General features: G+C 61.3%; 19 protein-coding genes. 10 read left to right on the top strand and 9 right to left on the bottom strand.

Annotation, left to right across the window (positions count from 1 at the left end; translation table 11 throughout):
• Positions 1 to 42: 42 nt before the first annotated feature.
• Together mrcB and hrpB are read right to left on the bottom strand one after the other, a co-directional pair.
• Positions 43 to 2,535, bottom strand: a complete 2,493-nt coding sequence (gene mrcB / locus HWW83_RS14000; protein ID WP_033644705.1) for a bifunctional glycosyl transferase/transpeptidase — start codon at positions 2,533 to 2,535, stop codon at positions 43 to 45.
• 118 nt (positions 2,536 to 2,653) lie between these two features.
• A complete protein-coding gene (gene hrpB / locus HWW83_RS13995) occupies positions 2,654 to 5,092 on the bottom strand; it encodes an ATP-dependent helicase HrpB (RefSeq protein WP_176589374.1) in 2,439 nt (812 codons plus the stop codon).
• A 190-nt stretch (positions 5,093 to 5,282) separates the two neighbouring features.
• Here hrpB and thpR point away from each other — a divergent pair, with 190 nt between their 5' ends.
• The 6 genes from thpR (at position 5,283) to folK (ending at position 10,384) form a co-directional block, all read left to right on the top strand.
• Positions 5,283 to 5,825, top strand: coding sequence for an RNA 2',3'-cyclic phosphodiesterase (gene thpR / locus HWW83_RS13990; RefSeq protein ID WP_042785353.1), 543 nt, complete (start codon positions 5,283 to 5,285; stop codon positions 5,823 to 5,825).
• Complete coding sequence (sfsA, locus tag HWW83_RS13985; protein ID WP_004937572.1) at positions 5,822 to 6,529, top strand: DNA/RNA nuclease SfsA; 708 nt, start codon at positions 5,822 to 5,824, stop codon at positions 6,527 to 6,529. The genes thpR and sfsA overlap by 4 nt, the downstream gene beginning before the upstream one ends.
• Before the next feature lie 183 nt (positions 6,530 to 6,712).
• A complete protein-coding gene (gene dksA / locus HWW83_RS13980; RefSeq protein ID WP_004937569.1) occupies positions 6,713 to 7,168 on the top strand; it encodes an RNA polymerase-binding protein DksA in 456 nt (151 codons plus the stop codon).
• Between the two features lie 195 nt (positions 7,169 to 7,363).
• Positions 7,364 to 8,275: a tRNA glutamyl-Q(34) synthetase GluQRS gene (gene gluQRS, locus HWW83_RS13975; RefSeq protein ID WP_033644703.1), complete on the top strand. Its 912-nt coding sequence runs from the start codon at positions 7,364 to 7,366 to the stop codon at positions 8,273 to 8,275.
• Positions 8,276 to 8,336: 61 nt separating this feature from the next.
• Positions 8,337 to 9,884, top strand: a complete 1,548-nt coding sequence (gene pcnB / locus HWW83_RS13970; protein ID WP_176589398.1) for a polynucleotide adenylyltransferase PcnB — start codon at positions 8,337 to 8,339, stop codon at positions 9,882 to 9,884.
• Positions 9,884 to 10,384, top strand: coding sequence for a 2-amino-4-hydroxy-6-hydroxymethyldihydropteridine diphosphokinase (gene folK, locus HWW83_RS13965; RefSeq protein WP_060660258.1), 501 nt, complete (start codon positions 9,884 to 9,886; stop codon positions 10,382 to 10,384). Before pcnB ends, folK begins: the two co-directional genes overlap by 1 nt.
• Before the next feature lie 5 nt (positions 10,385 to 10,389).
• On the opposite strand, the gene qseC is transcribed toward folK, so the two are convergent.
• Together qseC and qseB are read right to left on the bottom strand one after the other, a co-directional pair.
• A complete protein-coding gene (gene qseC / locus HWW83_RS13960) occupies positions 10,390 to 11,748 on the bottom strand; it encodes a quorum sensing histidine kinase QseC (protein WP_047573704.1) in 1,359 nt (452 codons plus the stop codon).
• Positions 11,745 to 12,407, bottom strand: coding sequence for a quorum sensing response regulator transcription factor QseB (qseB, locus tag HWW83_RS13955; protein WP_033651337.1), 663 nt, complete (start codon positions 12,405 to 12,407; stop codon positions 11,745 to 11,747). Before qseB ends, qseC begins: the two co-directional genes overlap by 4 nt.
• A 166-nt stretch (positions 12,408 to 12,573) precedes the next feature.
• Here qseB and panB point away from each other — a divergent pair, with 166 nt between their 5' ends.
• From panB to panD, 3 genes are all read left to right on the top strand, one after another.
• Complete coding sequence (gene panB, locus HWW83_RS13950) at positions 12,574 to 13,368, top strand: 3-methyl-2-oxobutanoate hydroxymethyltransferase (RefSeq protein ID WP_004937548.1); 795 nt, start codon at positions 12,574 to 12,576, stop codon at positions 13,366 to 13,368.
• Between the two features lie 23 nt (positions 13,369 to 13,391).
• Positions 13,392 to 14,246, top strand: a complete 855-nt coding sequence (gene panC, locus HWW83_RS13945) for a pantoate--beta-alanine ligase (protein ID WP_046687790.1) — start codon at positions 13,392 to 13,394, stop codon at positions 14,244 to 14,246.
• Positions 14,247 to 14,391: 145 nt separating this feature from the next.
• A complete protein-coding gene (gene panD / locus HWW83_RS13940) occupies positions 14,392 to 14,772 on the top strand; it encodes an aspartate 1-decarboxylase (protein ID WP_004937544.1) in 381 nt (126 codons plus the stop codon).
• A gap of 36 nt (positions 14,773 to 14,808) precedes the next feature.
• Here panD and HWW83_RS13935 read toward each other — a convergent pair whose 3' ends face one another.
• From HWW83_RS13935 to HWW83_RS13925, 3 genes are all read right to left on the bottom strand, one after another.
• On the bottom strand, positions 14,809 to 16,086 hold the full coding sequence (locus HWW83_RS13935; RefSeq protein WP_033644697.1) for a polysaccharide deacetylase family protein: 1,278 nt from the start codon (positions 16,084 to 16,086) through the stop codon (positions 14,809 to 14,811).
• Positions 16,087 to 16,263: 177 nt separating this feature from the next.
• Positions 16,264 to 17,034: an ABC transporter permease gene (locus HWW83_RS13930; protein WP_033644696.1), complete on the bottom strand. Its 771-nt coding sequence runs from the start codon at positions 17,032 to 17,034 to the stop codon at positions 16,264 to 16,266.
• The gene (locus tag HWW83_RS13925) at positions 17,031 to 17,954 is read right to left on the bottom strand and encodes an ABC transporter ATP-binding protein (RefSeq protein WP_033644695.1); all 924 of its coding nucleotides are present in this window, start codon (positions 17,952 to 17,954) and stop codon (positions 17,031 to 17,033) included. Before HWW83_RS13925 ends, HWW83_RS13930 begins: the two co-directional genes overlap by 4 nt.
• A gap of 211 nt (positions 17,955 to 18,165) precedes the next feature.
• On the opposite strand from HWW83_RS13925, the gene can reads away from it, so the two are divergent.
• Positions 18,166 to 18,822 (top strand): carbonate dehydratase, encoded by a 657-nt coding sequence (can, locus tag HWW83_RS13920; RefSeq protein WP_015379031.1) that lies wholly within the window; start codon positions 18,166 to 18,168, stop codon positions 18,820 to 18,822.
• A 37-nt stretch (positions 18,823 to 18,859) separates the two neighbouring features.
• Here can and hpt read toward each other — a convergent pair whose 3' ends face one another.
• Both hpt and cueO read right to left on the bottom strand, forming a co-directional pair.
• Positions 18,860 to 19,396 carry a hypoxanthine phosphoribosyltransferase gene (gene hpt / locus HWW83_RS13915; RefSeq protein ID WP_048234659.1) on the bottom strand — a complete coding sequence of 179 codons (537 nt, stop codon included), beginning with the start codon at positions 19,394 to 19,396 and terminating at the stop codon, positions 18,860 to 18,862.
• A gap of 98 nt (positions 19,397 to 19,494) precedes the next feature.
• Positions 19,495 to 21,171 carry a multicopper oxidase CueO gene (cueO, locus tag HWW83_RS13910; RefSeq protein ID WP_060660254.1) on the bottom strand — a complete coding sequence of 559 codons (1,677 nt, stop codon included), beginning with the start codon at positions 21,169 to 21,171 and terminating at the stop codon, positions 19,495 to 19,497.
• Positions 21,172 to 21,388: the final 217 nt, after the last annotated feature.

Raw genomic sequence — 21,388 nt, 5'->3', positions numbered from 1 at the left:
AACAAAGAAAAAATTTTCACCGGGCCGGCGCCCCGGCAGCGATTACTGGCCGAACATATCCTTGATCCAGCCGGCGACGCCATCGCCATCTTTTTGCTCACCCGCCGCCGGTTGCTGCTGTTGCTGCACCGCCGCCTGGCTGGCCTGACACAGTCCCTGCGGATTGTCGGTCCAGACCGGGATGGTGCGCCAGCTGCCGCCGCCGCAGATAAAGTTGCCGGCGGAGTCAATGCTCATCTGGTTAATGCCTTCCGGCGGCTGCAGCATCAGCGGCAGCGGCGTCTGGTTTTCCAGATAGCGGCGATACAGGGTCAACGCGCCGTTGGCGCCGGTCAGCTTGGCCGGGCCGTTGTTATCGCGCCCGACCCAGGCGATCGCCACTTCCTTGCCGTCGATGCCGGCGAACCAGCTGTCGCGCAGATCGTTGGTGGTACCGGTTTTCGCCGCCAGGTTGTAGTTCGGGAACTTCACCGACAGCGAGCGGGAGGTCCCGCGCGCCACGCCCTGCTGCATCGCGTACAGCGTCAGGTAAGCGGCCTGCGCCGGCACCATGCGCTCCGCCTGCGGGAAGCTCTGGTACAGCACCGTGCCGTCTTCGGCGATCACCGAACGCACCGCCGACAGCGGCGCACGGTTACCGCCGCTGGCGATGGTCTGGTATTCCTGCGCCACTTCCATCGGCGTCAGGCCGATCGCCCCCAGCAGCATCGAAGGCACCGGATTGATCTCCGCTTTCGGGATCCCCAGGCGTTGCAGCGTAGCGCTGATCTGATCCAGCCCGACCGACAGGCCGAGGTTCACCGTCGGCACGTTCAGCGAGTTGGCCAACGCATCCACCAGCATCACCTGACCGCGGAATTTGCGATCGTAGTTGTTCGGCTGCCAGACGGCGCCGTTCGGCTGTTTCAGCGACAGCGGCGCATCCGCCAGCCAGGTGTTGAGGCGGTATTTGTCCGGCTCGGACAGCGCGGTCAGGTACGTTGGCGGTTTGGCCAGCGAGCCGACCAGGCGTCGCGCCTGCATGGCGCGGTTGAAACCGGCGAACTGCGGGTTGGCGCCGCCGACCATGGCGCGTACTTCACCGCTGAAGCGATCGACGATCACCATCGCCGCTTCCAGATCCTGCAGGTGACGCGCAGCGCGCAGCGCCGGGATGCCGTCTTCGACCGCTTTTTCCGCCGCGTCTTGCGACACCGGATCCAGCGTGGTGAAGATCTTCACGCCGGACAGGTCATTCACCTTATCGCCCAGCTTGGTCTGCAGTTCCTGACGCACCATCTGCATAAACGCCGGCTGCGGCGTAATGACGCCGCCTTTCGGCTGCACGCCCAGCGGACGCGCGCTCAGCATGTCATACAGCTCGCCGTCGATCACGCCCTGGTTCTGCAGCAGTTTGAGCACCAGATTGCGGCGTTCCAACGCCAGTTTCGGGTTACGCCACGGGTTATACAGCGACGCGCCCTTGACCATGCCGACCAGCAACGCCTGTTGATCGAGGCTCAGCTCATCCACCGGGCGACCGAAGTAATACAGGCTGGCCAGCGGGAAGCCGCGGATCTGGTCGCTGCCGCTCTGGCCGAGGTATACCTCGTTCAGATACAGCTCCAGGATGCGGTCTTTGCTGTAACGGTAATCCACCAACAGCGCCATATAGGCTTCGTTGGCCTTACGCCAAAGCGAACGTTCGTTGGTCAGGAACAGGTTCTTCACCAGCTGCTGCGTCAGGGTGCTGCCGCCCTGCACCGCGCGGCCGGCGGTCAGGTTGGCCAGCACCGCGCGGCCGATGGAGTACGGGCTGATGCCGTCATGCTCATAGAAGTGGCGGTCTTCCGTGGCGATCAACGTATCCACCAACAGATCCGGGAAACCGGAGCGCGGCACGAACAGCCGCTGTTCGCCGTTCGGCGACTGCAGCATGGTGATCAGACGCGGATCGAGGCGGAAGAAGCCGAAGCTGCGGCCGCTGTCCAGGTTTTCGATCTTCGCCAGGCGGTTATTCTGGAAATCGAGGCGGGCGCGGATCTGCCCTTCTTTACCATCCGGGAAGTCGAACGGGCGGCGCAGCATCTCGATGCTGTTGGCCTGCACGGTAAACTCGCCCGGACGCGTCATGCGGCTGACCTGGCGGTACTGCATGCCTTCCAGCAGGTTAACCATCTCCTTCTTGCTGTACGGCATGCCCGGTTCCAGGTTGACCATGCGGCCGTACACCGCCGCCGGCAGCTGCCAGACTTTGCCGTCGATGCGGCTGCGGATCTGCGAGTCCAGGTAGACGCCATAGATCGCCAACAGGACGGCGAGCACCAGGATCAGTTTGATAAACAGGCCGAGCCAGCGGCGTTTTTTACGCGGCGGAGTCGCTTTCACCTTACGCGGCATGCGTTCCTCCTCCTCTTCATACTCGTCATCGTCATACTCGTCTTCTTCGTAATCGTCATAATCGTCGTCTCGGCGACGGCGCGGCGGCTTGCGCGACGCGGTGCTTTTTGGTTGTTTTCCTTTGCGCCCGATGGGCTCGCGGTCATCCCCAGCCATGGCTGTTGTTCTCCGAGCTTGCCGACACTGCCGGCCATAATGAGTCGCTTAATCTGTGCCGACGCCGTGGCGCTGAACAGAAGAAACATCTGAATTCCAAACCTTAAACGATCGCGGCCTACTGATATTTCTTCGTTCGGCGCGTCGGGGCCGCCGTGGCCGGATCGTCCGGCCACACGTGTTTCGGATAGCGGCCCTTCATCTCTTTTTGCACCTCGCGGTAGGCGCCTTGCCAGAAGGCCGCCAGATCGCCGGTGATTTGCAACGGCCTGTGCGCCGGTGAGAGTAACTCAAGCACTACCGGGATGCGACCCTCAGCCAACATCGGGCTGCGCTGCTCGCCGAACATTTCCTGCAAACGCACCGCCAGCGCCGGCGGTTTGCCGGCCTCATAACGGATCGGCAGGCGGCTGCCGGTCGGCACAGTGTAATGAGTGGGTAATGCATTATCCAGCCGCTGTTTTTGCTGCCAGTCCAACAGCCGGGACAACGCCTCGGCGAGGTTGACCTGCTTCAATCCGCGCAGATCGCGCACGCCGTTCAGCGACGGCAACAGCCACTGCTCCAGCGCCGCCAGCAGCGGTTCTTCGCCCATCGCCGGCCACTCCGCCTCCGGCAGCCAGGCTTGCGCGCACTGCAGGCGCACCCGCAGTTGTTCAGCTGCGCCCTCCCAGTTGAGCACCGCCAGCCCCTGCGCGCGCACCCAGTCGAGCAGCGCCTGCTGCAGCTCTTCGTCCGCCGGCTTAGCCAGCGGCTGCGCGCGCAACGTCAGACGGCCGATCTGTTGGCGCTTCCAGGCGCGCAGCGTCCCCTTCTCTTCATCCCACTCTACCGCCGTGCGCTGCATAACCATCGCCGGCAGCTGCGCCGCCAACGCCTCGATATCGACCGGCAACGCCAACAAAATACGCGCATCCGGGCTGTTGTGGCCCTGCAACAGGTTGGGGACAATCAACCAGGGCGCGCGCGACAGCGCCTCGTCCTGGTTCATCGCCGCGCCCAGGCCGTTGGCCAGCAGGTAGCGGCCATCCTGACCGCGACGCTGGGCGATGCGATCGGTAAATGCCAGCGCCAACAGCCGCGGCGCCAAATCGGCGTCAACTTGCCCCGCACGTTGCGGCAGACGTTTGGCCAACTGCGCGGCTCGCTGCCGCCAGTTCGGCTGCGGGCGGCTCAGCCAATAACCGATATCCATCTGCCCGCCGCGCGGCGGTTCTTCCAGCAATGCCGCCAGCAACGCGGCCGTCGCCAGGCCGTCGGCACTCAGCGCCGCGCCGGCGACCAGCATTGCCGCCAGCCGCGGTTCACATCCCAGAGCGGCCATTTGGCGCCCCGGCGCGGTGAGTTTGTCGCCGTCATTCGTGGCTCCCAGCCGGTACAGCAACGCCCTGGCCGCCGCCAATGCCGCTGCCGGAGGCGCGTCAAGCCAGGTCAGCTGCGCCGGATCATGGCACCCCCACTGCAGCAGCTCGAGCCAGAAGCCGGTGAGATCGCTCTGTAAAATTTCCGGCTCAGCATGTTCCACCGCGCGCTCCGCCTGCTCTTTGGCGAACAGATGCCAGCAAATGCCCGGTTCCAGACGCCCGGCGCGCCCGGCGCGCTGCACCATCGAGGCCTGACTGATGCGCTGCGTCGCCAGCCTCGTCAAACCGTTGCGCACGTCGTAACGCGCCACGCGCTCCAGACCGCTGTCCACCACCAGCCGAATGCCCTCGATCGTCAGGCTGGTCTCGGCGATGTTGGTCGCCAACACCACTTTGCGGCGACCCGGCGCCGCCGGCTGAATCGCTTTTTGCTGTTGCGCCAGAGGCAGAGCGCCATACAGCGGGCAAAGATCGGTATCGCTCGCCACTTCGCCGGTCAAACGCTCCAGCACCCGGTTGATCTCCGCTACGCCCGGCAGGAACAGCAGCAAAGATCCCGGCTGTTCGGCCAGCATGCGCTTCACCGCCGCCGTTACGCCATCCTCCAGCCGCTGATGGCTGGCCAACGGCTGATACAGGCGTTCAACCGGGAAACTGCGCCCCTCGGACACCACCACCGGCGCCTGCGGCAGCAGCTGCGTCATACGGGCGTTATCCAGCGTGGCCGACATGATCAGCAGTTTCAGATCGTCGCGCAGCCCTTGCTGCACATCGAGCAGCAACGCCAGCGCCAGATCGGCCTGCAGGCTGCGTTCGTGGAATTCGTCGAGGATCACCAACGACACGCCCTGCAGCTCGGCATCCTGCTGCAACATGCGGGTGAGAATGCCTTCCGTCACCACTTCCAGCCGGGTCTGCGGCCCGCTTTTACTTTCGGCGCGCATGCGATAACCCACGGTCTGGCCAGGCTCCTCCCCCAGTTGCTGCGCCAGGCGATAGGCGACGTTCTTCGCCGCCAGCCGCCGCGGCTCCAGCATGATAATGCGCCCCGGCAACCCGGCCTTAGCCATGATCTGCAGCGGCAGCCAGGTGGATTTACCGGCGCCGGTCGGGGCGTGCAACAGCACCTGCGGGGCAGACTGCAGCGCAGCCAGCAACTCATTGAGCACTGCGCTGACGGGCAATGAAGACACTGAATTCTCCGTAGTGATTAGCGTTAAACGGCGTACAGTGTAGCATTAGCTTTATCCCCGTAACCTTTCAAACTGTTGCGGCGTTAGCTATAGTACGGAGCTCATTCGTGCGCCGCGCCCCTCGCGGGGCCGCTGCCAGTAACGTTTACCGCTGTTCCCGACCGCATTGTCATGCATTTGCCGAGCCCTTATGTCCAATTCGCGCCGCCTATTTTTCGCCCTGTCCTTGCCTGACGCCCTGCAACAGCAGGTGGTCCGCTGGCGCGCCGAGGCGTTTGCACCGGAGGCCGGTCGGCCAGTGGCGGCGGCCAATTTGCACCTGACGCTGGCGTTTCTCGGTGAAGTCAGCGCACAGAAAGAACTGGCGCTGCGTAAGTTGGCCGGCCGCATCGCCCAACCCGGCTTCAGCATGCGGCTCGACGATCTCGGCCATTGGCCGCGCCCCGGCGTGGTCTGGCTCGGTACCCGCCGCGCGCCGCGCGGATTGCTGCAGCTGGCCGAGCTGCTGCGTTCGCAGGCCGCACGCAGCGGTTGCCATCAAAGCGCGCTGCCGTTCCATCCGCACATCACGCTGCTGCGCGCCGCTACCCAGCCGGTGGCGATCCCGCCGGCGACGCCGGGCTGGGCGTTCAGCGCCGACGCCTTTTCCTTGTATGAGTCGGTGTTCGAAAACGGCCGCACCCGTTACCAACACCTTGAACAGTGGCCGCTGGCCAAGCAGGCATCCCCATGATTTTTTCTCCACCGCTGCGCTCCGCCACGCTGATCAAACGTTACAAACGCTTTCTGGCTGACGTGATCACCCCGGAAGGGGAAACCTTTACGCTGCACTGCGCCAATACCGGCGCCATGACCGGCTGCGCCACGCCCGGCGACACCGTGTGGTACTCCACCTCGGACAACCCCAAACGCAAATACGCCCACAGCTGGGAGCTGACCCATACCCAACAGGGACACTGGATCTGCGTCAACACCCTGCGCGCCAACGCGCTGGTGCGCGAGGCAATTGAACACAATTTAATCAATGAATTATCCGGTTACAGTAAAATTAGCGGCGAAGTGAAATACGGCGGTGAAAACAGCCGTATCGATTTGTTATTACAGGCAGAAAATCGGGTTAACTGCTATATTGAAGTTAAGTCAGTCACATTACTGCAACAACAACGTGGTTACTTTCCTGATGCGGTAACGCTCAGAGGGCAAAAGCACCTGCGTGAGTTGCTCAGCGTGGTTGAAAGCGGGCAACGGGCGGTATTGTTCTTTGCCGTGTTACACAGCGGTATTGAGCAGGTCGCACCGGCACATCATATAGATGAGCGCTATGCGGCGCTGTTGGCACAGGTCCGGCAGTTGGGAGTGGAAGTGGTTTGCTATGGGGCAAAATTATCACCTGACGGTATTTATCTCTGCGATAAGCTGCCGTTTTTTATCGATTAGCGCAGCCGGGTCCCTATAAATAGACAACCGGCCAGCACGATCGCCAAATACGCCTTCCTTCACACGATTGTCAAGCGGGCGACAGGAATAATTGCCAACCTACCTTCCTTCTGTTATTTATAGCGGCCTGTTTTTCCCCCGCATTGGGGATTCGATAGTGCGTGTGTATGTAGGAGAAGCAACATGCAAGAAGGGCAAAACCGTAAAACCTCGTCCTTGAGCATTCTCGCCATCGCTGGGGTGGAGCCGTACCAAGAGAAGCCGGGCGAAGAGTACATGAACGACGCCCAGTTGTCGCATTTCAAGCGCATTCTTGAAGCGTGGCGCAACCAGCTCAGGGACGAAGTGGACCGTACTGTATCGCATATGCAAGAAGAGGCAGCCAACTTCCCTGATCCGGCCGACCGCGCTACTCAGGAAGAAGAGTTCAGCCTTGAACTGCGTAACCGTGACCGTGAACGCAAACTGATCAAAAAGATCGAGAAAACGCTGAAGAAAGTGGAAGACGATGATTTCGGCTACTGCGAATCTTGTGGCGTGGAGATCGGTATTCGTCGCCTCGAAGCGCGTCCGACCGCCGATCTGTGCATCGACTGCAAGACGCTGGCTGAGATCCGCGAAAAGCAGATGGCCGGCTAATACCGCTACTCTACATGATTGGAGCTGCATCAAGGCGGCAAGAATGCGCATGCCGATGAGCTTACTCAAGTAAGTGATTCGGGTAAGCAGGCGCAGCTAACACAGATGCAGTTTCAAGCATAACGAGTATGTTACCGCTGCGGCGTGCGCATCCGCGTGCGCCGCACAGAGAAAAGGGAACCCCTCCCCTCTGATATGCAAGAAAGTCATTATGTGGGGCGCTTTGCCCCATCGCCTTCCGGGGATCTGCATTTCGGCTCGCTGATTGCCGCTCTGGGAAGCTACCTTCAGGCTCGCGCCCAACGCGGGCAGTGGCTGGTTCGCATCGAAGATATCGACCCGCCGCGCGAAGTCCCCGGCGCCGCCGCTCGCATCCTGTCCGCGCTGGAACATTATGGTCTCCACTGGGACGGCCAGGTCATCTATCAATCCCAACGTCACGACGCCTATCGCGCCGCGCTGGATCTGTTGCAGCGCCAGGGGCTCAGCTATTACTGCACCTGCACCCGCAGCCGCATCCAGCAAATCGGCGGATTGTACGACGGCCACTGCCGCGATTTGCAGCTCGGCCCGCAGGGCGCCGCCATCCGCTTGCGTCAGACCGCCCCCGTTTACCGGTTCCACGATCGCCTGCAGGGAGAATTGCACGCCGATCCGGCGCTGGCGGGAGAAGACTTTATCATTCGCCGCCGCGACGGGCTGTTCGCTTACAACCTGGCGGTGGTGATCGACGACCATTTTCAGGGCGTGACCGAGATTGTCCGCGGCGCCGATCTGATCGAACCGACGGTGCGCCAAATTGCCCTTTATCGCCAGCTGCAGGCGCCGGTGCCCGCCTATGTGCATCTGCCGCTGGCGCTGGGTGCCAACGGCATCAAACTGTCGAAGCAAAACCATGCGCCGGCGTTGCCCGCTGGCGATCCGCGGCCGGTGCTGATCGCCGCGCTGAAATTTCTGCGCCAACCGCTGCCGGAAAGCTGGCAAGATCTTGACCTGCCATTATTATTGAGCTGGGCGATCGAACACTGGCGGTTGGAAAACGTGCCGCGTCAGGAGGCTATCCCTCTGGATGAAAACACGCCGGCATTCTCAAAGGAGCCATGGTGAGCTATGATTAGCCGCTATTTTTTGTTAGCTCCATTTTTATCAGTCACTATCGAGGTGTACCATTTTTACCCGAGTAGCCAACTTCTGTCGTAAGGTACTGACCCGCGATGACAAGCTGCCCCGCGACGACGCGGCGGCCGGCGATAAAAACGTAGTCCGCGAAGAGCGTGCCGCGGCGCCAAGCCGCCCTGGGCCGCAGCCGCGCGCCGCCGATAACGGCAGCAACGCCCCTGCCCGCCGCTCAACGCCGCGCAAGCGTCCGCCTTTCCCCCTCGCCGAGAGCAACGACTCGATGACCGTGATCCCGCGCGAACAGCACTCGATTTCGCGCAAAGACATCAGCGAGAATGCGCTGAAAGTGCTTTATCGCCTGAACAAGTCAGGCTACGAGGCTTATCTGGTCGGCGGCGGGGTGCGCGATCTGTTGCTCGGCAAAAAGCCGAAAGACTTCGACATCACCACCAACGCCACGCCGGAGCAAGTGCGCAAGCTGTTCCGCAACTGCCGCCTGGTCGGCCGCCGCTTCCGTCTGGCGCACGTGATGTTCGGGCCGGAGATCATCGAAGTGGCCACCTTCCGCGGTCACCACGAACAGAATCAGGAATCCGACAAGAATTCCTCCCAGCAGGCGCAAAACGGCATGCTGCTGCGCGACAACATCTTCGGTTCGATCGAGGAAGACGCCCAGCGCCGTGATTTCACCATCAACAGCCTGTACTACGGCGTGGCGGATTTCACCCTGCGCGATTACGTCGGCGGCCTGAACGATCTGAAACAAGGCGTGATCCGCCTGATCGGCGATCCGGAAACCCGTTACCGCGAAGATCCGGTGCGCATGCTGCGCGCGGTGCGCTTCGCCGCCAAGCTGGATATGCGCATCAGTGAAGAGACCGCCGAGCCGATCCCGCGTCTGGCTTCGCTGCTGCATGAGATCCCACCGGCGCGTCTGTTCGAAGAATCCCTCAAGCTGCTGCAGGCGGGTTACGGTTTCCAGACCTACCTGAAGCTATGCGAATATCAGCTGTTCCAACCGCTATTCCCGCTGATCGCCCGCAACTTCACGCCGAACCACGATACGCCGATGGAGCGCATTCTGGTGCAGGTGCTGAAGAACACCGATCATCGCCTGCAGAACGACATGCGCGTCAATCCGGCCTTCCTGTTTGCCGCCATGCTGTGGTACCCGCTGCTGGAGCACGCGCAGAAACTGGCGCAGGAAAGCGGCCTGGCGTACTACGACGCCTTCGCGCTGGCGATGAACGATGTGCTCGACGAGCAGTGCCGCTCGCTGGCGATCCCGAAACGCATTACCACGCTGGTGCGCGATATCTGGCAGCTTCAGCTGCGCCTGTCTCGTCGTCAGGGCAAACGCGCGCACAAACTGATGGAACATCCGAAATTCCGCGCCGCCTATGATTTGCTGGCGCTGCGTGCGGAAGTGGAAGACAATCAGGAGATGCTGCGTCTGGCCGAGTGGTGGGGTGAGTTCCAGGACGCCACGCCGGCGCGGCAGAAAGCCATGCTGAGCACCCTGGGTGACGATCCGGCGCCGCGTCGCGCACGTCAACGCCGTCCTCGTCGCCGGGCACCGCGTAAAGAAGGGGCATAATGATCCGCGTTTATATCGCGCTGGGCAGCAACCTGGCGCAGCCGCTGCAACAGGTTAACGCCGCGCTGGAGGCGCTGGAGCATCTCCCGCGCACCCGGCTGGTCACCTGTTCTTCGTTTTACCGCACCAAGCCGCTGGGGCCGCAAAACCAGCCGGACTTTCTCAACGCGGTGGTGGCGCTGGATACCCTGTTGCCGCCCGAACAGCTGCTCGACCATACCCAGGCGATAGAACGCAATCAGGGGCGCGTGCGCAAGGATGAACGTTGGGGGCCGCGCACGCTCGATTTAGACATCATGCTGTACGGTGACAAGGTGATCCATACCGATCGCCTGACCGTACCGCATTACGGCCTGAAAGAGCGCGAATTCATGCTCTACCCGCTGGCGGAAATCGCCCCCGATCTGATTTTCCCCGATGGCGAACCGCTCGCCAGCTGCCTCAAGCGCGTGCCGGAAAACGGCATGGCGCTGTGGCACTCGTCAAAACCGAAATCCTGACCCGCCTACAGCGCCAGCCGCGCGACGAACCCGCCTGTCGGGCGATTGGCGAAACTGACCTGTAAACCATGCAAGCCGGCGATACGCTGCACGATCGATAACCCCAGCCCGCTGCCGGTTTGCTCCTGTCCCGGCGGGCGATAGAAGCGTTCCCCCAACCGCGCCAGATGCTCTGTCGTCACCCCCGGCCCCTCATCCTCTACCGTCAGCGAGCGCTCGCTCAACGTCACGGTGACCGCGCCGCCCTGCGGGGTGTAACGCACCGCGTTGTCCAGCAAGTTGCGCAATAACAGTGACAGCAGCAGAGTCTGCCCCTGACGCACCGGCGGCGTTCCCTGCTGTTCATAACGCAGCGTCACGCCCGCCGCATGAGCCAGCCGATCCTGTTCCGCCAGGGTCATCATCACCAGTTCGTTCCAGTCAATGGGCGCCAGCTCGGCCAGATCCGACAGCGAATCCAGCCGCGACAACGTCAACAGCTGATCCACCAGCCGGGTGGCGCGATCGATGCCGACCGTCAGATTGTCCAGCGCGTGCTCGCGCATCGGCGCATCCTCCCCCGCCAACTGTACCACTTCGGTCTGCACCCGCAATGCCGCCAGCGGGCTGCGCAATTCGTGCGCGGCATCGGAGGTGAAACGCCGCTCCCGCACCAGCAACGCATTGATGCGGGCGAACAGCGCGTTGAGCGCATCCACCAGCGGGCGCACCTCGGTTGGCACCTGGCGCGCATCCAGCGGCGTGGCGTCATCGGGTGCGCGCCGACGCAAACCGGCGGCCACCGCACGCAGCGGCCGCAGCTCGCGCCCGACCATCAGCGCAATCAGCAACATCAGCACCGGCAGCGTCGCCAGCCAGGGCACCAATTGGCCGGTCACCATGCCCAGCGCCATATCGCGCCGGTAATCCCACTCCTGGCCGACCACGATGCGGTAGCGCCCGTCCGGGCTGGTCAACCATACCAGGCGCCAACTGTCGTCATCGCCTTTGCGTTCGCCGTCGGTAAAACCTTCACGCTCCCCGTCAAACAGGAAGTCGGCACCGTTCTCGCCGTCGTTGAGCAGCATCTTGCCTTGGCGATCGAAGATGGCGAACGCCAGCGCGTCATCATCTTGCTCGCCCCGTTTGCCATGATGCACCAGCTTCTTGGTTTTCGGCAGGCTGCGCGCGCTTTCATCGGCCAGCAGATCGCCGAGGTTGGCGGTCGCCAGCCGCTTGGCGAACAGCATCTGCTGGGTGTCGAACACTTCGTTGATGGTATTGCGCGACATCACCCAGGCCACCACGCTGGCAGTGCACCAGGTCAGCAGCGCCAACAGGCTGAAAATCAGGATCAGACGCAGCCGCAGGCTGAGGCGCTTCACGGGGCATCCCCCAGCGTATAGCCCACACCGTGGATAGTACGAATGAAGCCGTTGCCCAGCTTGCGCCGCAGGTGGTGAATATGCACCTCCACCGCGTTGCTGCTCACCTCGTCGTCCCAGTTGTACAGCTTCTCCTGGATCAACGGCCGCGCCAACACGCGCCCTTTGTTGTGCAGAAACAGCTCCAGCACCGCCAATTCGCGCGGCGTCAGCGTCACCGGTTCGCCGTTGCAACTCACGCTGCGGGTGGCGCTGTCGAACACCACGTTGCCGTGCGTCAGCTGTGGCATCAGTTGGCCGTGACGACGGCGGATCAGCGCCTGCAGGCGCGCCGCCACTTCGGCCAGCGCGAACGGTTTGCACAGATAGTCGTCGGCGCCGCTTTGCAACCCGCTGACCCGTTGCTCCAACGCATCGCGGGCGGTAAGGATCAGCACCGGCACATCCTGCCCGGCCTGGCGCCACTGGCGCAGGAGATCCAGTCCATCGAGGCCCGGCAGGCTGAGATCGAGGATCACCGCGTCATACGGCGCGCTGCCCAGGGCGTTTTTACCAACCGCGCCGTCGGTGAACCAGTCCAGATTGAAGCCGAGTTTGGTCAGCCCGGCCTTGATGCCGTCCCCGATCAGTTTGTCATCTTCGATCAGCAGAATTCGCATGAGTATCCCTTTTGAGTCATGACGCCATTGCACCACAAGGTTCTTAAGAACCGCTTAAGCATGGCGATCCGCGCTACCCACCCCGATCGGGTTACAGTAGAATGGCTGCACTTTTTTGCAGCCTGGGCCTGCGTAAGCCGCACGGCCCGTTTCAGGAGACGTTGTGATGAAACCCACCACCGTGACCCATTTGCGCCAGTGGAAACAGGAGCAACGCAAGTTTGCTACCCTTACCGCCTACGATGCCAGCTTTGCCAAGCTGTTTGAAGAGCAAGGCATTAAAGTCCTGTTGGTGGGCGATTCGCTGGGCATGACGCTGCAGGGCCACGACTCCACGCTGCCGGTCACCGTCGCCGACGTCGCCTATCACACGCGCGCCGTGCGCCGCGGCGCGCCGGCCTGCCTGTTGCTGGCCGATTTGCCGTTCATGAGTTACGCCACCCCGGAACAGACCTTCGCCAACGCCGCCGAGCTGATGCGCGCCGGCGCCAACATGGTGAAACTGGAAGGCGGCAGCTGGCTGTGCGACACGGTGAAAATGCTCGCCGAACGCGCGGTGCCGGTATGCGGCCACCTGGGGCTGACGCCGCAGTCGGTCAACGTGTTCGGCGGTTATAAGGTGCAAGGGCGCGACGAACTGGCCGCCAAACAGCTGCTGCAGGATGCGCAGAATCTGGAGCTGGCCGGCATTCAGCTGCTGGTGCTGGAGTGCGTGCCGACCGAGCTGGCACGCCAGATCACCGAAGCGCTCTCCATTCCGGTCATCGGCATCGGCGCCGGCAACGGCACCGACGGCCAAATCCTGGTGATGCACGACGCCTTCGGCATCACCGGCGGCCACACGCCGAAATTCGCCAAGAACTTCCTGGCGCAAAGCGGCGATATCCGCACGGCGGTGCAACACTACATTCAGGAAGTAGAGCAAGGCCTCTATCCGGCGGCTGAACACTCTTTTAACTAAGCGATGGTTCCAGGAGTCACCCAATGATTATTATCGAAACCCTGCCGCTGCTGCGTCAGCAGATCCGCCGCTGGCGCCAGGACGGCAAGCGCATCGCACTGGTGCCGACCATGGGCAACCTGCACGACGGCCATATGACGCTGGTCGATGAAGCGCGCGCCCGCGCCGACGTGGTGGTGGTGAGCGTCTTCGTCAACCCGATGCAGTTCGATCGCCCGGACGATCTGGCGCGCTACCCGCGCACGCTGCAGGAAGACAGCGAGAAGCTGACCCGCCGCGGCGTCGATCTGGTGTTCGCGCCGGCCCCGGCCGCGGTCTATCCGCAGGGGCTGGAGCAGCAAACCTATGTCGACGTGCCGGGCATCTCCACCATTCTGGAAGGCGCAAGCCGGCCGGGCCACTTCCGCGGCGTTTCCACCATCGTCAGCAAGCTGTTCAACCTGGTGCAGCCTGATTTGGCCTGTTTCGGCGAGAAGGACTACCAACAATTGGCGCTGATCCGCAAAATGGTGGCGGACATGGGTTACGACATCGACATCGTCGGCGTGCCGACCGTGCGCGCCAAAGACGGCCTGGCCCTCAGTTCACGCAACGGTTACCTGACCGCCGAGGAACGCAAGGTTGCGCCGCAGCTGAGCAAAATCATGAACGCGCTGGCGCAGCAGCTGGCCAATGGCGAGCGCCATGTCGAAACGCTGTTGGAACAGACCGCCGAGCAACTGCGCGCCGCCGGCTTTACGCCGGATGAGCTGTTTATTCGCGATGCCGACAGCCTGCAGCCGCTGACGGTGGACAGCCAACGGGCGGTGGTGCTGATGGCCGCCTGGCTGGGCAAAGCGCGGCTTATCGACAACCAGCAGGTTGACCTGACGCTGTAAGTCATTTTTTATACTGTCGTCATCCTGCCGCCCTGACCATAGGTAGACAATGGCGGAACGATCGGTGACGATAGAGATTGCAGGGATGCAGGAGAGATGTTCAACCCCAACGCCTGTGAAGGCCGATATTCAGTTAGGTAAAGCTATGATACGTACTATGCTGCAAGGCAAGCTGCATCGCGTCAAAGTCACTCAGGCTGACTTGCACTATGAAGGATCCTGCGCCATCGATCAGGATTTCCTGGAAGCGGCCGGCATTCTGGAATATGAAGCGATCGATATCTACAACGTGGATAACGGCCAGCGCTTCTCCACCTACGCCATCGCCGCCGAGCGCGGTTCGCGCATCATTTCGGTCAACGGCGCCGCCGCGCGCTGCGCCTGCGTGGGCGACAAACTGATCATCTGCTCCTATGTGCAAATGACCGACGCCGACGCCCGCCAACATCACCCGAAGGTCGCCTATTTCGAGGGTGACAACAACCTGCAGCGCAAGGCGAAAGCCGTGCCGGTTCAGGTCGCCTGACGGTAAAACGGGCGCCTCGCGCGCCCGTTCTTTTCCTTACTGCACCACCGTGCCCGGCTTGTTGGCTATCCGATCCGCCATGGTCTGGATCGAGTCGGTGCGCAGAATATACAGCCGCTTCAACGTATAGGGATTATCCCCCGGCTTCACCTTGCCCTGCACTGTGGTCACCGCCAGATGGAAACCGGCGTCCTGTGCCGCCTGGATAGCCCGCTGGTTATAGCCGCCGAACGGGTAGGACAGATACAGCACGTGCGGGTTGAACTGCGACAGCGCGCGGCGCGAGCGCTCAAAATCGAACTCGATATTATGCAGCGAACGGCTCAGCAAAATCGGCTGGCGATTGCCGTCGGTGCGATGCAGGAAGTGGGTGTGCGACTGCACGTCGAACACGTCCTGAATCTGCTTAAGCTCCGAGACGCTCATAAACTGCAGCGAGTCCGGGTTCCATTTCTGCGGATGACGCTTGATGCGCGAAGAGATGATGAACGCCGTCGCGCGGAAACCGTAATCCTTCAATACCGGGTAAGCGTAGCGATAAACCGATTTCAGCCCGTCGTCGAAGGTCAGCACGATCGCCTTGCCCGGCAGGTTGATCTGATTCTTCAGGTAGGCTTCCAGCTGATACAGCGAAATGGTGTCGTAGCCCGCCTGCTTGAGGTAGGTCATCTGGTTGCTGAACGCCACGTCTGAGGTGGTGGTCGAAGTATGGCGGAAGCGCTTGTTCTCTTCGTTTTTCAGCAGGTGATGGTAAGTCAGCACCGGTATGCCGTTATCGATCTCGCAGTCCAGCTCATTGACGAACCCCAGCCGATCGCCGATGTTGACCTCGTACCAGGTATTGTTCAGCCGATCCTTCAGCTTGCCGATGATCGGATAACGCAGATTGCCTTCCAGCGTGCCGAAGACCTCGCTGTCCTTGTCCGCCGCGGTGTATACGTCGATCGCCTTTTGGGTGATCAGATTCTGGTTGGTCAGCGGCTTGTTCAGCTCGCCCAGATCGTCTTGCACCTTGCGCGACTTCTTCAGCTCGCGCACGTCGTCTTTATCGATAAAGCCGGTGCCGTGCCCGAATTTGAATTCGTAGTATTCCGCATCCGCCGGGAACACCTGGATCAGCTGCCCGCGCTTCACTTCCCCTACCGGGATCACATGCTCGCCCACCAGCGAATAGACTTCGCTGTCGCGCTGCGCTTCCATGTATTCAGATTTAACCGCGCCGTCTTCCGACAGCAGATTCGCCAGGCTCACAGGGGAAACCAACGACATCAGAATGCCGAGTAACCCAGTCGCCAACTTGTATTGAGGCCGCATGATGATGTTCTGCTTACGAGTGCGTAATGACAAAAATGAAGGAAATGTGGAGCGCCAGCATAGCACGATTTGAACAGCGGGGAACTAGCGGTTATTTGAGCGATTCTATTGATTTACGCGCCGCCTGCGCCAAATCGGGAAAAGCGCCCCCGCCGGGAAAACGAGGGCGCATCAGGATCAGCTGCGCAGGCCGCGGCCGCGTTCGATCAGGTACCAGGACAGCAGGTAGAACACCGTGATAAACGCCACCAGCACCGCCATGGTGAACGCCAGCGGCACGTCGTTGATGCCGAGGAAACCGTAGCGGAAACCGCTGATCATATAGACGATCGGGTTCAGCTTTGACACCGCCTGCCAGAACGGCGGCAGCAGCGACAGCGAGTAGAACACCCCGCCCAGGTAGGTGAGCGGCGTCAACACGAAGGTCGGGATCAGGCTGATGTCGTCGAAAGTGGTGGCGAACACCGCGTTGATCAGCCCCGCCAGCGAGAACAGGATCGCCGTCAGCAACAGCGTCAGCGCAATCACCCACCAGGCGTGCACCTGCAGCGGCACGAAGAACAGCGAGATGATGGTCACCAGCACGCCGACGCAGATACCGCGCGCCACGCCGCCGCCGACATAACCGGCGATCACCACGTGGGTCGGCACCGGCGCCACCAGCAGTTCCTCAATGTTGCGCTGGAATTTGGCGCTGAAGAACGACGACGCGACGTTGGCGTAGGAGTTGGTGATCACCGCCATCATGATAAGGCCGGGCACGATGAACTGCATGTAGCTGAAGCCGTGCATATCGCCGATGCGTGACCCGATCAGGTTGCCGAAGATGATGAAGTACAGCGTCATGGTGATCACCGGCGGCACCAGGGTCTGGATCCAGATGCGCGCGAAGCGGTTCACCTCTTTGGCCCAGATGCTCTGTAAGGCCACCCAATACAAACGCGTCATGCTTTCTCTCCATTGCCGTTAACCAGGGTGACAAACAGCTCTTCCAGGCGGTTCGCCTTGTTGCGCATGCTCAGCACCTGCACGCCCTGCGCGCTCAGCTGGGCGAACAGGCCGTTCAGCCCCTGTTCACGCATCACCTCCACTTCCAGCGTCGAGGTATCCGTCAGGCGGCTGCGGTAACCGTCCAGCTTCGGCAGCGGGCTTTTCGCCGCCAGATCGAGGATAAAGGTTTCCGACTTGAGCTTGGCCAGCAGCCCCTTCATCGAGGTGTTTTCCACCAGCTCCCCGTTCTGGATGATGCCGATGTTGCGGCACAGCATCTCCGCCTCTTCCAAATAGTGGGTGGTGAGGATGATGGTGGTGCCCTGGGCGTTCAGCTCTTTCAGGAAGCCCCACATCGAGCGGCGCAGCTCGATATCCACCCCGGCGGTCGGTTCATCGAGGATCAGCAGCTTTGGTTGGTGCATCAACGCGCGGGCGATCATCAGACGGCGCTTCATGCCGCCGGACAGCATGCGAGCACGCTCGTTGCGCTTGCCCCACAAGTCCAGCTGATTGAGGTACTTTTCGGCGCGCGCCATCGCTTCACGCCGCGTGACGCCATAGTAACCCGCCTGGTTCACCACGATCTGCAATACGGTCTCAAACGGGTTGAAGTTGAACTCCTGCGGCACCAGGCCAAGCTGGCGCTTGGCGTTGACGATGTCTTTATCGATGTCGTAACCGAACACCCGCACGCTGCCGGCGGTTTTATTCACCAGCGAGCTGATGATGCCGATGGTGGTGGACTTTCCGGCGCCGTTTGGCCCCAGCAGGGCATAAAAATCCCCCGCCTCGACGCTCAGGTCGATGCCGCGCAGCGCCTTGACGCCACCGGCGTAAGTCTTGGTCAGCTGCGCTAATTCCAGTGCATAATTCATATGTAAAATAGTACCTTATAACGATGAGTATGCCGCCGCGCCCCCTGTTTGCGAGGCTTGAAACAATAACAATAATCCTAGCATCGACGGCGTTTTCACTGCGTCGAATCCGTGCGGTAAATGAGGTTGCACCACTGTTCCGATTTCCAAATTGTGACGCTTACCCTATATTACCCCAACGCAATCTGTTCGTTACGGGTCAATCACCTCCATGAAAGAAATCGAAGAGCTTATCGCCAACAACCAGGCCTGGTCGGCCAATATCAGTCAGGAAGACCCGGATTTTTTTGAACGTTTAGCCCAGGCGCAAAAGCCCCGCTTCTTATGGATTGGTTGCTCTGACAGCCGCGTTCCCGCAGAACGCCTGACCGGCCTCGAGCCGGGTGAACTGTTCGTCCATCGCAACGTGGCGAACCTCGTTATCCACACCGATCTTAACTGCCTGTCGGTGGTGCAGTATGCGGTAGATGTGCTGGAGGTCGAACACATCATCATCTGCGGCCACCTGGGCTGCGGCGGCGTGCAGGCCGCGGTGGAAAACCCGGAGCTGGGGCTGATCGACAACTGGCTGCTGCACATTCGCGATCTGTGGTACAAGCACAGTTCGCTGCTGGGCGAGCTGCCACCGGAACAGCGTTTCGACATGCTGTGCGAGATCAACGTCATTGAGCAGGTATACAACCTGGGCCACTCCACCATCATGCAATCGGCCTGGAAACGCGGCCAGAAGGTGATGATCCACGGCTGGGTGTACGGCATTCAGGACGGCCGTCTGCGCGATATGGAAGTGCTGGCGACCAGCCGCGAGAGCCTGGAGATGGGCTACCGCAAAGCGATAGCCAAACTGAAGCAGGATAAAGGCGTATAATCCCGCCGCGGGCGCGGCAGGCCGCGCCCCACATCAATTACTCGTCCAGCAGCACCACTTTGCCGACGTACGGCAGGTGACGGTAGCGCTGGGCGTAGTCGATGCCATACCCCACCACGAACTCATCCGGGATCGAGAAGCCGACATATTCGACCGGCACCTGCACTTCACGGCGCTCAGGCTTGTCCAGCAAGGTGCAAATCGCCAGCGATTTCGGCCCACGCAGCGCCAAAATCTCGCGCACTTTGTTCAGCGTGTTGCCGGAATCGATGATGTCTTCCACGATCAGCACGTCTTTGCCGCGAATGTCTTCGTCCAGATCCTTGAGGATCTTCACGTCGCGAGTGGTGGACATGCCGCTGCCGTAGCTGGAAGCCGTCATGAAGTCGACTTCATGCGGCACGTCAATCGCGCGGCACAGATCGGCCATGAACATGAAGGAGCCGCGCAGCAGCCCGACCAGCACCATGTCACTGCCGCTGTCGCGGTAATGTTCGGTGATCTGGCGGCCAAGTTCGGCGATACGGGTCTTAACTTCCTGCTCGGAAATCATTACGTCTACAGTGTGTTTCATAGTATTCAGGTCAGTTGCCGGAAGAAAGGCGCAGAGTTTAGCATAGCCTTTCGCCGGTGGCGACGCGAGCGCACCGCCACCTGAGCGATAGGCCGCGATCAATCGGCGACGGTAAAGCCCATCATCATGCCGGTATCTTCGTGTTCCAACAGGTGGCAGTGGGCCATATACGCATGTTCGCTGCTTGCCGGATGATCGAAACGCACCAGCACTTCGCTGCGCCAACCTTCGACGCGCACCGTGTCCTTCCAGCCGCTGCGATGCGCCGCCGGCGGTTTGCCGTTTTCCGACAGGATACGGAACTGGGTGCCGTGAATGTGGAACGGGTGCAGCATCATGTCGCCCTCGCCGGAAATGGTCCATTTTTCATACTGGCCCCGTTTGGCGGCAAACATCGGTTTGTTCATGTCGAAGGCCTTGCCGTTGATCATGTTGCCGTGGCTGAAGTCGAACGGTTTGGCGTTGCCCTGCGCGCCGCCATGATCCATCCCGGCCATCTTGCCATGATCCATGCCTTTCATGCTGCTCATGTCGCCGTGGTCCATGCCCTGCATGCCGCCCTTCTCCATGCCCTTCATGTTACCGTGATCCATGCCTTTCATGTCTCCAGCGCCCGTCGCGCCATGATTCATGCTCATGCCGGCCATCGCCTGATGACCATAACGATCCATCAGCGCCTGCATGCCGAGCATATCCAGCTGCGGATCCATCATCAGCTGCAGCCAACGCTCCTGGATGCCGGCGGTGGCAGGCAATGTCGGCAGCTTCACCAGGCTGTCCGGCATGGTTTTGATGCCCTGCGCCAACGACGGCTGAATGCGCAACACCGGCAGCGGCCGATCGAACGGCGCCAGCGTCATGCCCATCTGTTTCACCGGCAACGTCACGATGTCGAACGCTTTCCCGTCGGAGGCATCGACCAGCACTTCAAAGCGCTCGCCCATCAGCATCGGCAGCTCGGTCAGCTTCACCGGTTCCGCCAGGAAACCGCCGTCGCTGGCGATGACGTACAGCGGACGGTTGTCACTGGCCGCCAGATTCAGCGAGCGGGCGTTGCAACCGTTGAGGAAACGCAAACGCAGCCAACCGCGCGGCGCCAGATGTTGCGGGTACTGCGCGCCGTTGGTAAACATGCGATCGCCAAACCAACCCACCGCAGCGCTCATCACGTCCAGGCGATATTCGATCTGGGCATCTTTGCCCAAGCGCTTATCCTGCAGGATCACCGGAACGTCATCCTGCCCCCAGGTTTTCGGCAGCGGCAGTTTGGCGCTTTCATCGTCTTCCAGCAGCACCAGCCCCGCCAGCCCCATCATCACCTGGCTGCCGGTTTTACCGTGGGTATGCGGGTGGAACCAGCAGGTGGCCGCCGGTTGATCGACGGTGAAATTCACCGTGCGCGTTGCGCCGGGATGGATCAACGCCTGCGGGCCGCCATCGACGTCGCCGGGGATTTCCAGGCCGTGCCAGTGGACGGTACTGGCTTCCGCCAGGCTGTTTTTGATATCGACCGTCACCGGCTGACCCCGCTGCAGCTTCACCGCCGGCCCGAGCAGCGCGCCGTTGAATCCCCAGGTTTTGGTGGCGGCGCCGGGCAACCAGCGGGTTTCCCCCGCCTGCAGCGCCAGCGCAATCTTTCCCTGCGCGTCGGGCGTTAACAACGGGGGCACCGGCAGGGCCGGCCGCTCGGCCGCTAAGGCGGCCCGGCTCCATAACGGCAATGCGCTCGCGGCGCCCAATGCAGCGGTCAATTTAATAAAATCACGGCGTAACATCGCTGACTCCCTTTTCTCAGTGACATAACTCAACGCAGCCAGCCTAAACCTTCCCCCAGGCGGAAGGTCAAGCCTTTCCTGGCGGTATTTTAAGCTATGCCTCACAATCAAGAGCGCGCCGTGGGTGAGCGCTATGGCAGCGCCCGTCAGCAATAAAATTTGGTGCCTTTACAGACAAGTGTGGTAACGTCTGCAGACGACAAACAGGCCTATTTCA

This window comes from Serratia ureilytica, assembly GCF_013375155.1.
GTDB lineage: Bacteria > Pseudomonadota > Gammaproteobacteria > Enterobacterales > Enterobacteriaceae > Serratia > Serratia ureilytica.
Note: the sequence above shows the minus strand (reverse complement) of the source record. Positions and strands in the feature narration are given on the sequence as shown.

Bases quoted from the DNA above. Each gene is read 5' to 3' on its own strand.
- panB (WP_004937548.1), top strand. From the start codon at position 12,574: ATGAAACCCACCACCGTGACCCATTTGCGCCAGTGGAAACAGGAGCAA.
- hpt (WP_048234659.1), bottom strand. From the start codon at position 19,396: ATGAAACACACTGTAGACGTAATGATTTCCGAGCAGGAAGTTAAGACC.
- HWW83_RS13925 (WP_033644695.1), bottom strand. From the start codon at position 17,954: ATGAATTATGCACTGGAATTAGCGCAGCTGACCAAGACTTACGCCGGT.
- HWW83_RS13935 (WP_033644697.1), bottom strand. From the start codon at position 16,086: ATGCGGCCTCAATACAAGTTGGCGACTGGGTTACTCGGCATTCTGATG.
- mrcB (WP_033644705.1), bottom strand. From the start codon at position 2,535: ATGGCTGGGGATGACCGCGAGCCCATCGGGCGCAAAGGAAAACAACCA.
- folK (WP_060660258.1), top strand. From the start codon at position 9,884: ATGATCCGCGTTTATATCGCGCTGGGCAGCAACCTGGCGCAGCCGCTG.
- sfsA (WP_004937572.1), top strand. From the start codon at position 5,822: ATGATTTTTTCTCCACCGCTGCGCTCCGCCACGCTGATCAAACGTTAC.
- dksA (WP_004937569.1), top strand. From the start codon at position 6,713: ATGCAAGAAGGGCAAAACCGTAAAACCTCGTCCTTGAGCATTCTCGCC.
- panD (WP_004937544.1), top strand. From the start codon at position 14,392: ATGATACGTACTATGCTGCAAGGCAAGCTGCATCGCGTCAAAGTCACT.
- panC (WP_046687790.1), top strand. From the start codon at position 13,392: ATGATTATTATCGAAACCCTGCCGCTGCTGCGTCAGCAGATCCGCCGC.
- can (WP_015379031.1), top strand. From the start codon at position 18,166: ATGAAAGAAATCGAAGAGCTTATCGCCAACAACCAGGCCTGGTCGGCC.
- qseB (WP_033651337.1), bottom strand. From the start codon at position 12,407: ATGCGAATTCTGCTGATCGAAGATGACAAACTGATCGGGGACGGCATC.
- thpR (WP_042785353.1), top strand. From the start codon at position 5,283: ATGTCCAATTCGCGCCGCCTATTTTTCGCCCTGTCCTTGCCTGACGCC.
- cueO (WP_060660254.1), bottom strand. From the start codon at position 21,171: ATGTTACGCCGTGATTTTATTAAATTGACCGCTGCATTGGGCGCCGCG.
- gluQRS (WP_033644703.1), top strand. From the start codon at position 7,364: ATGCAAGAAAGTCATTATGTGGGGCGCTTTGCCCCATCGCCTTCCGGG.
- HWW83_RS13930 (WP_033644696.1), bottom strand. From the start codon at position 17,034: ATGACGCGTTTGTATTGGGTGGCCTTACAGAGCATCTGGGCCAAAGAG.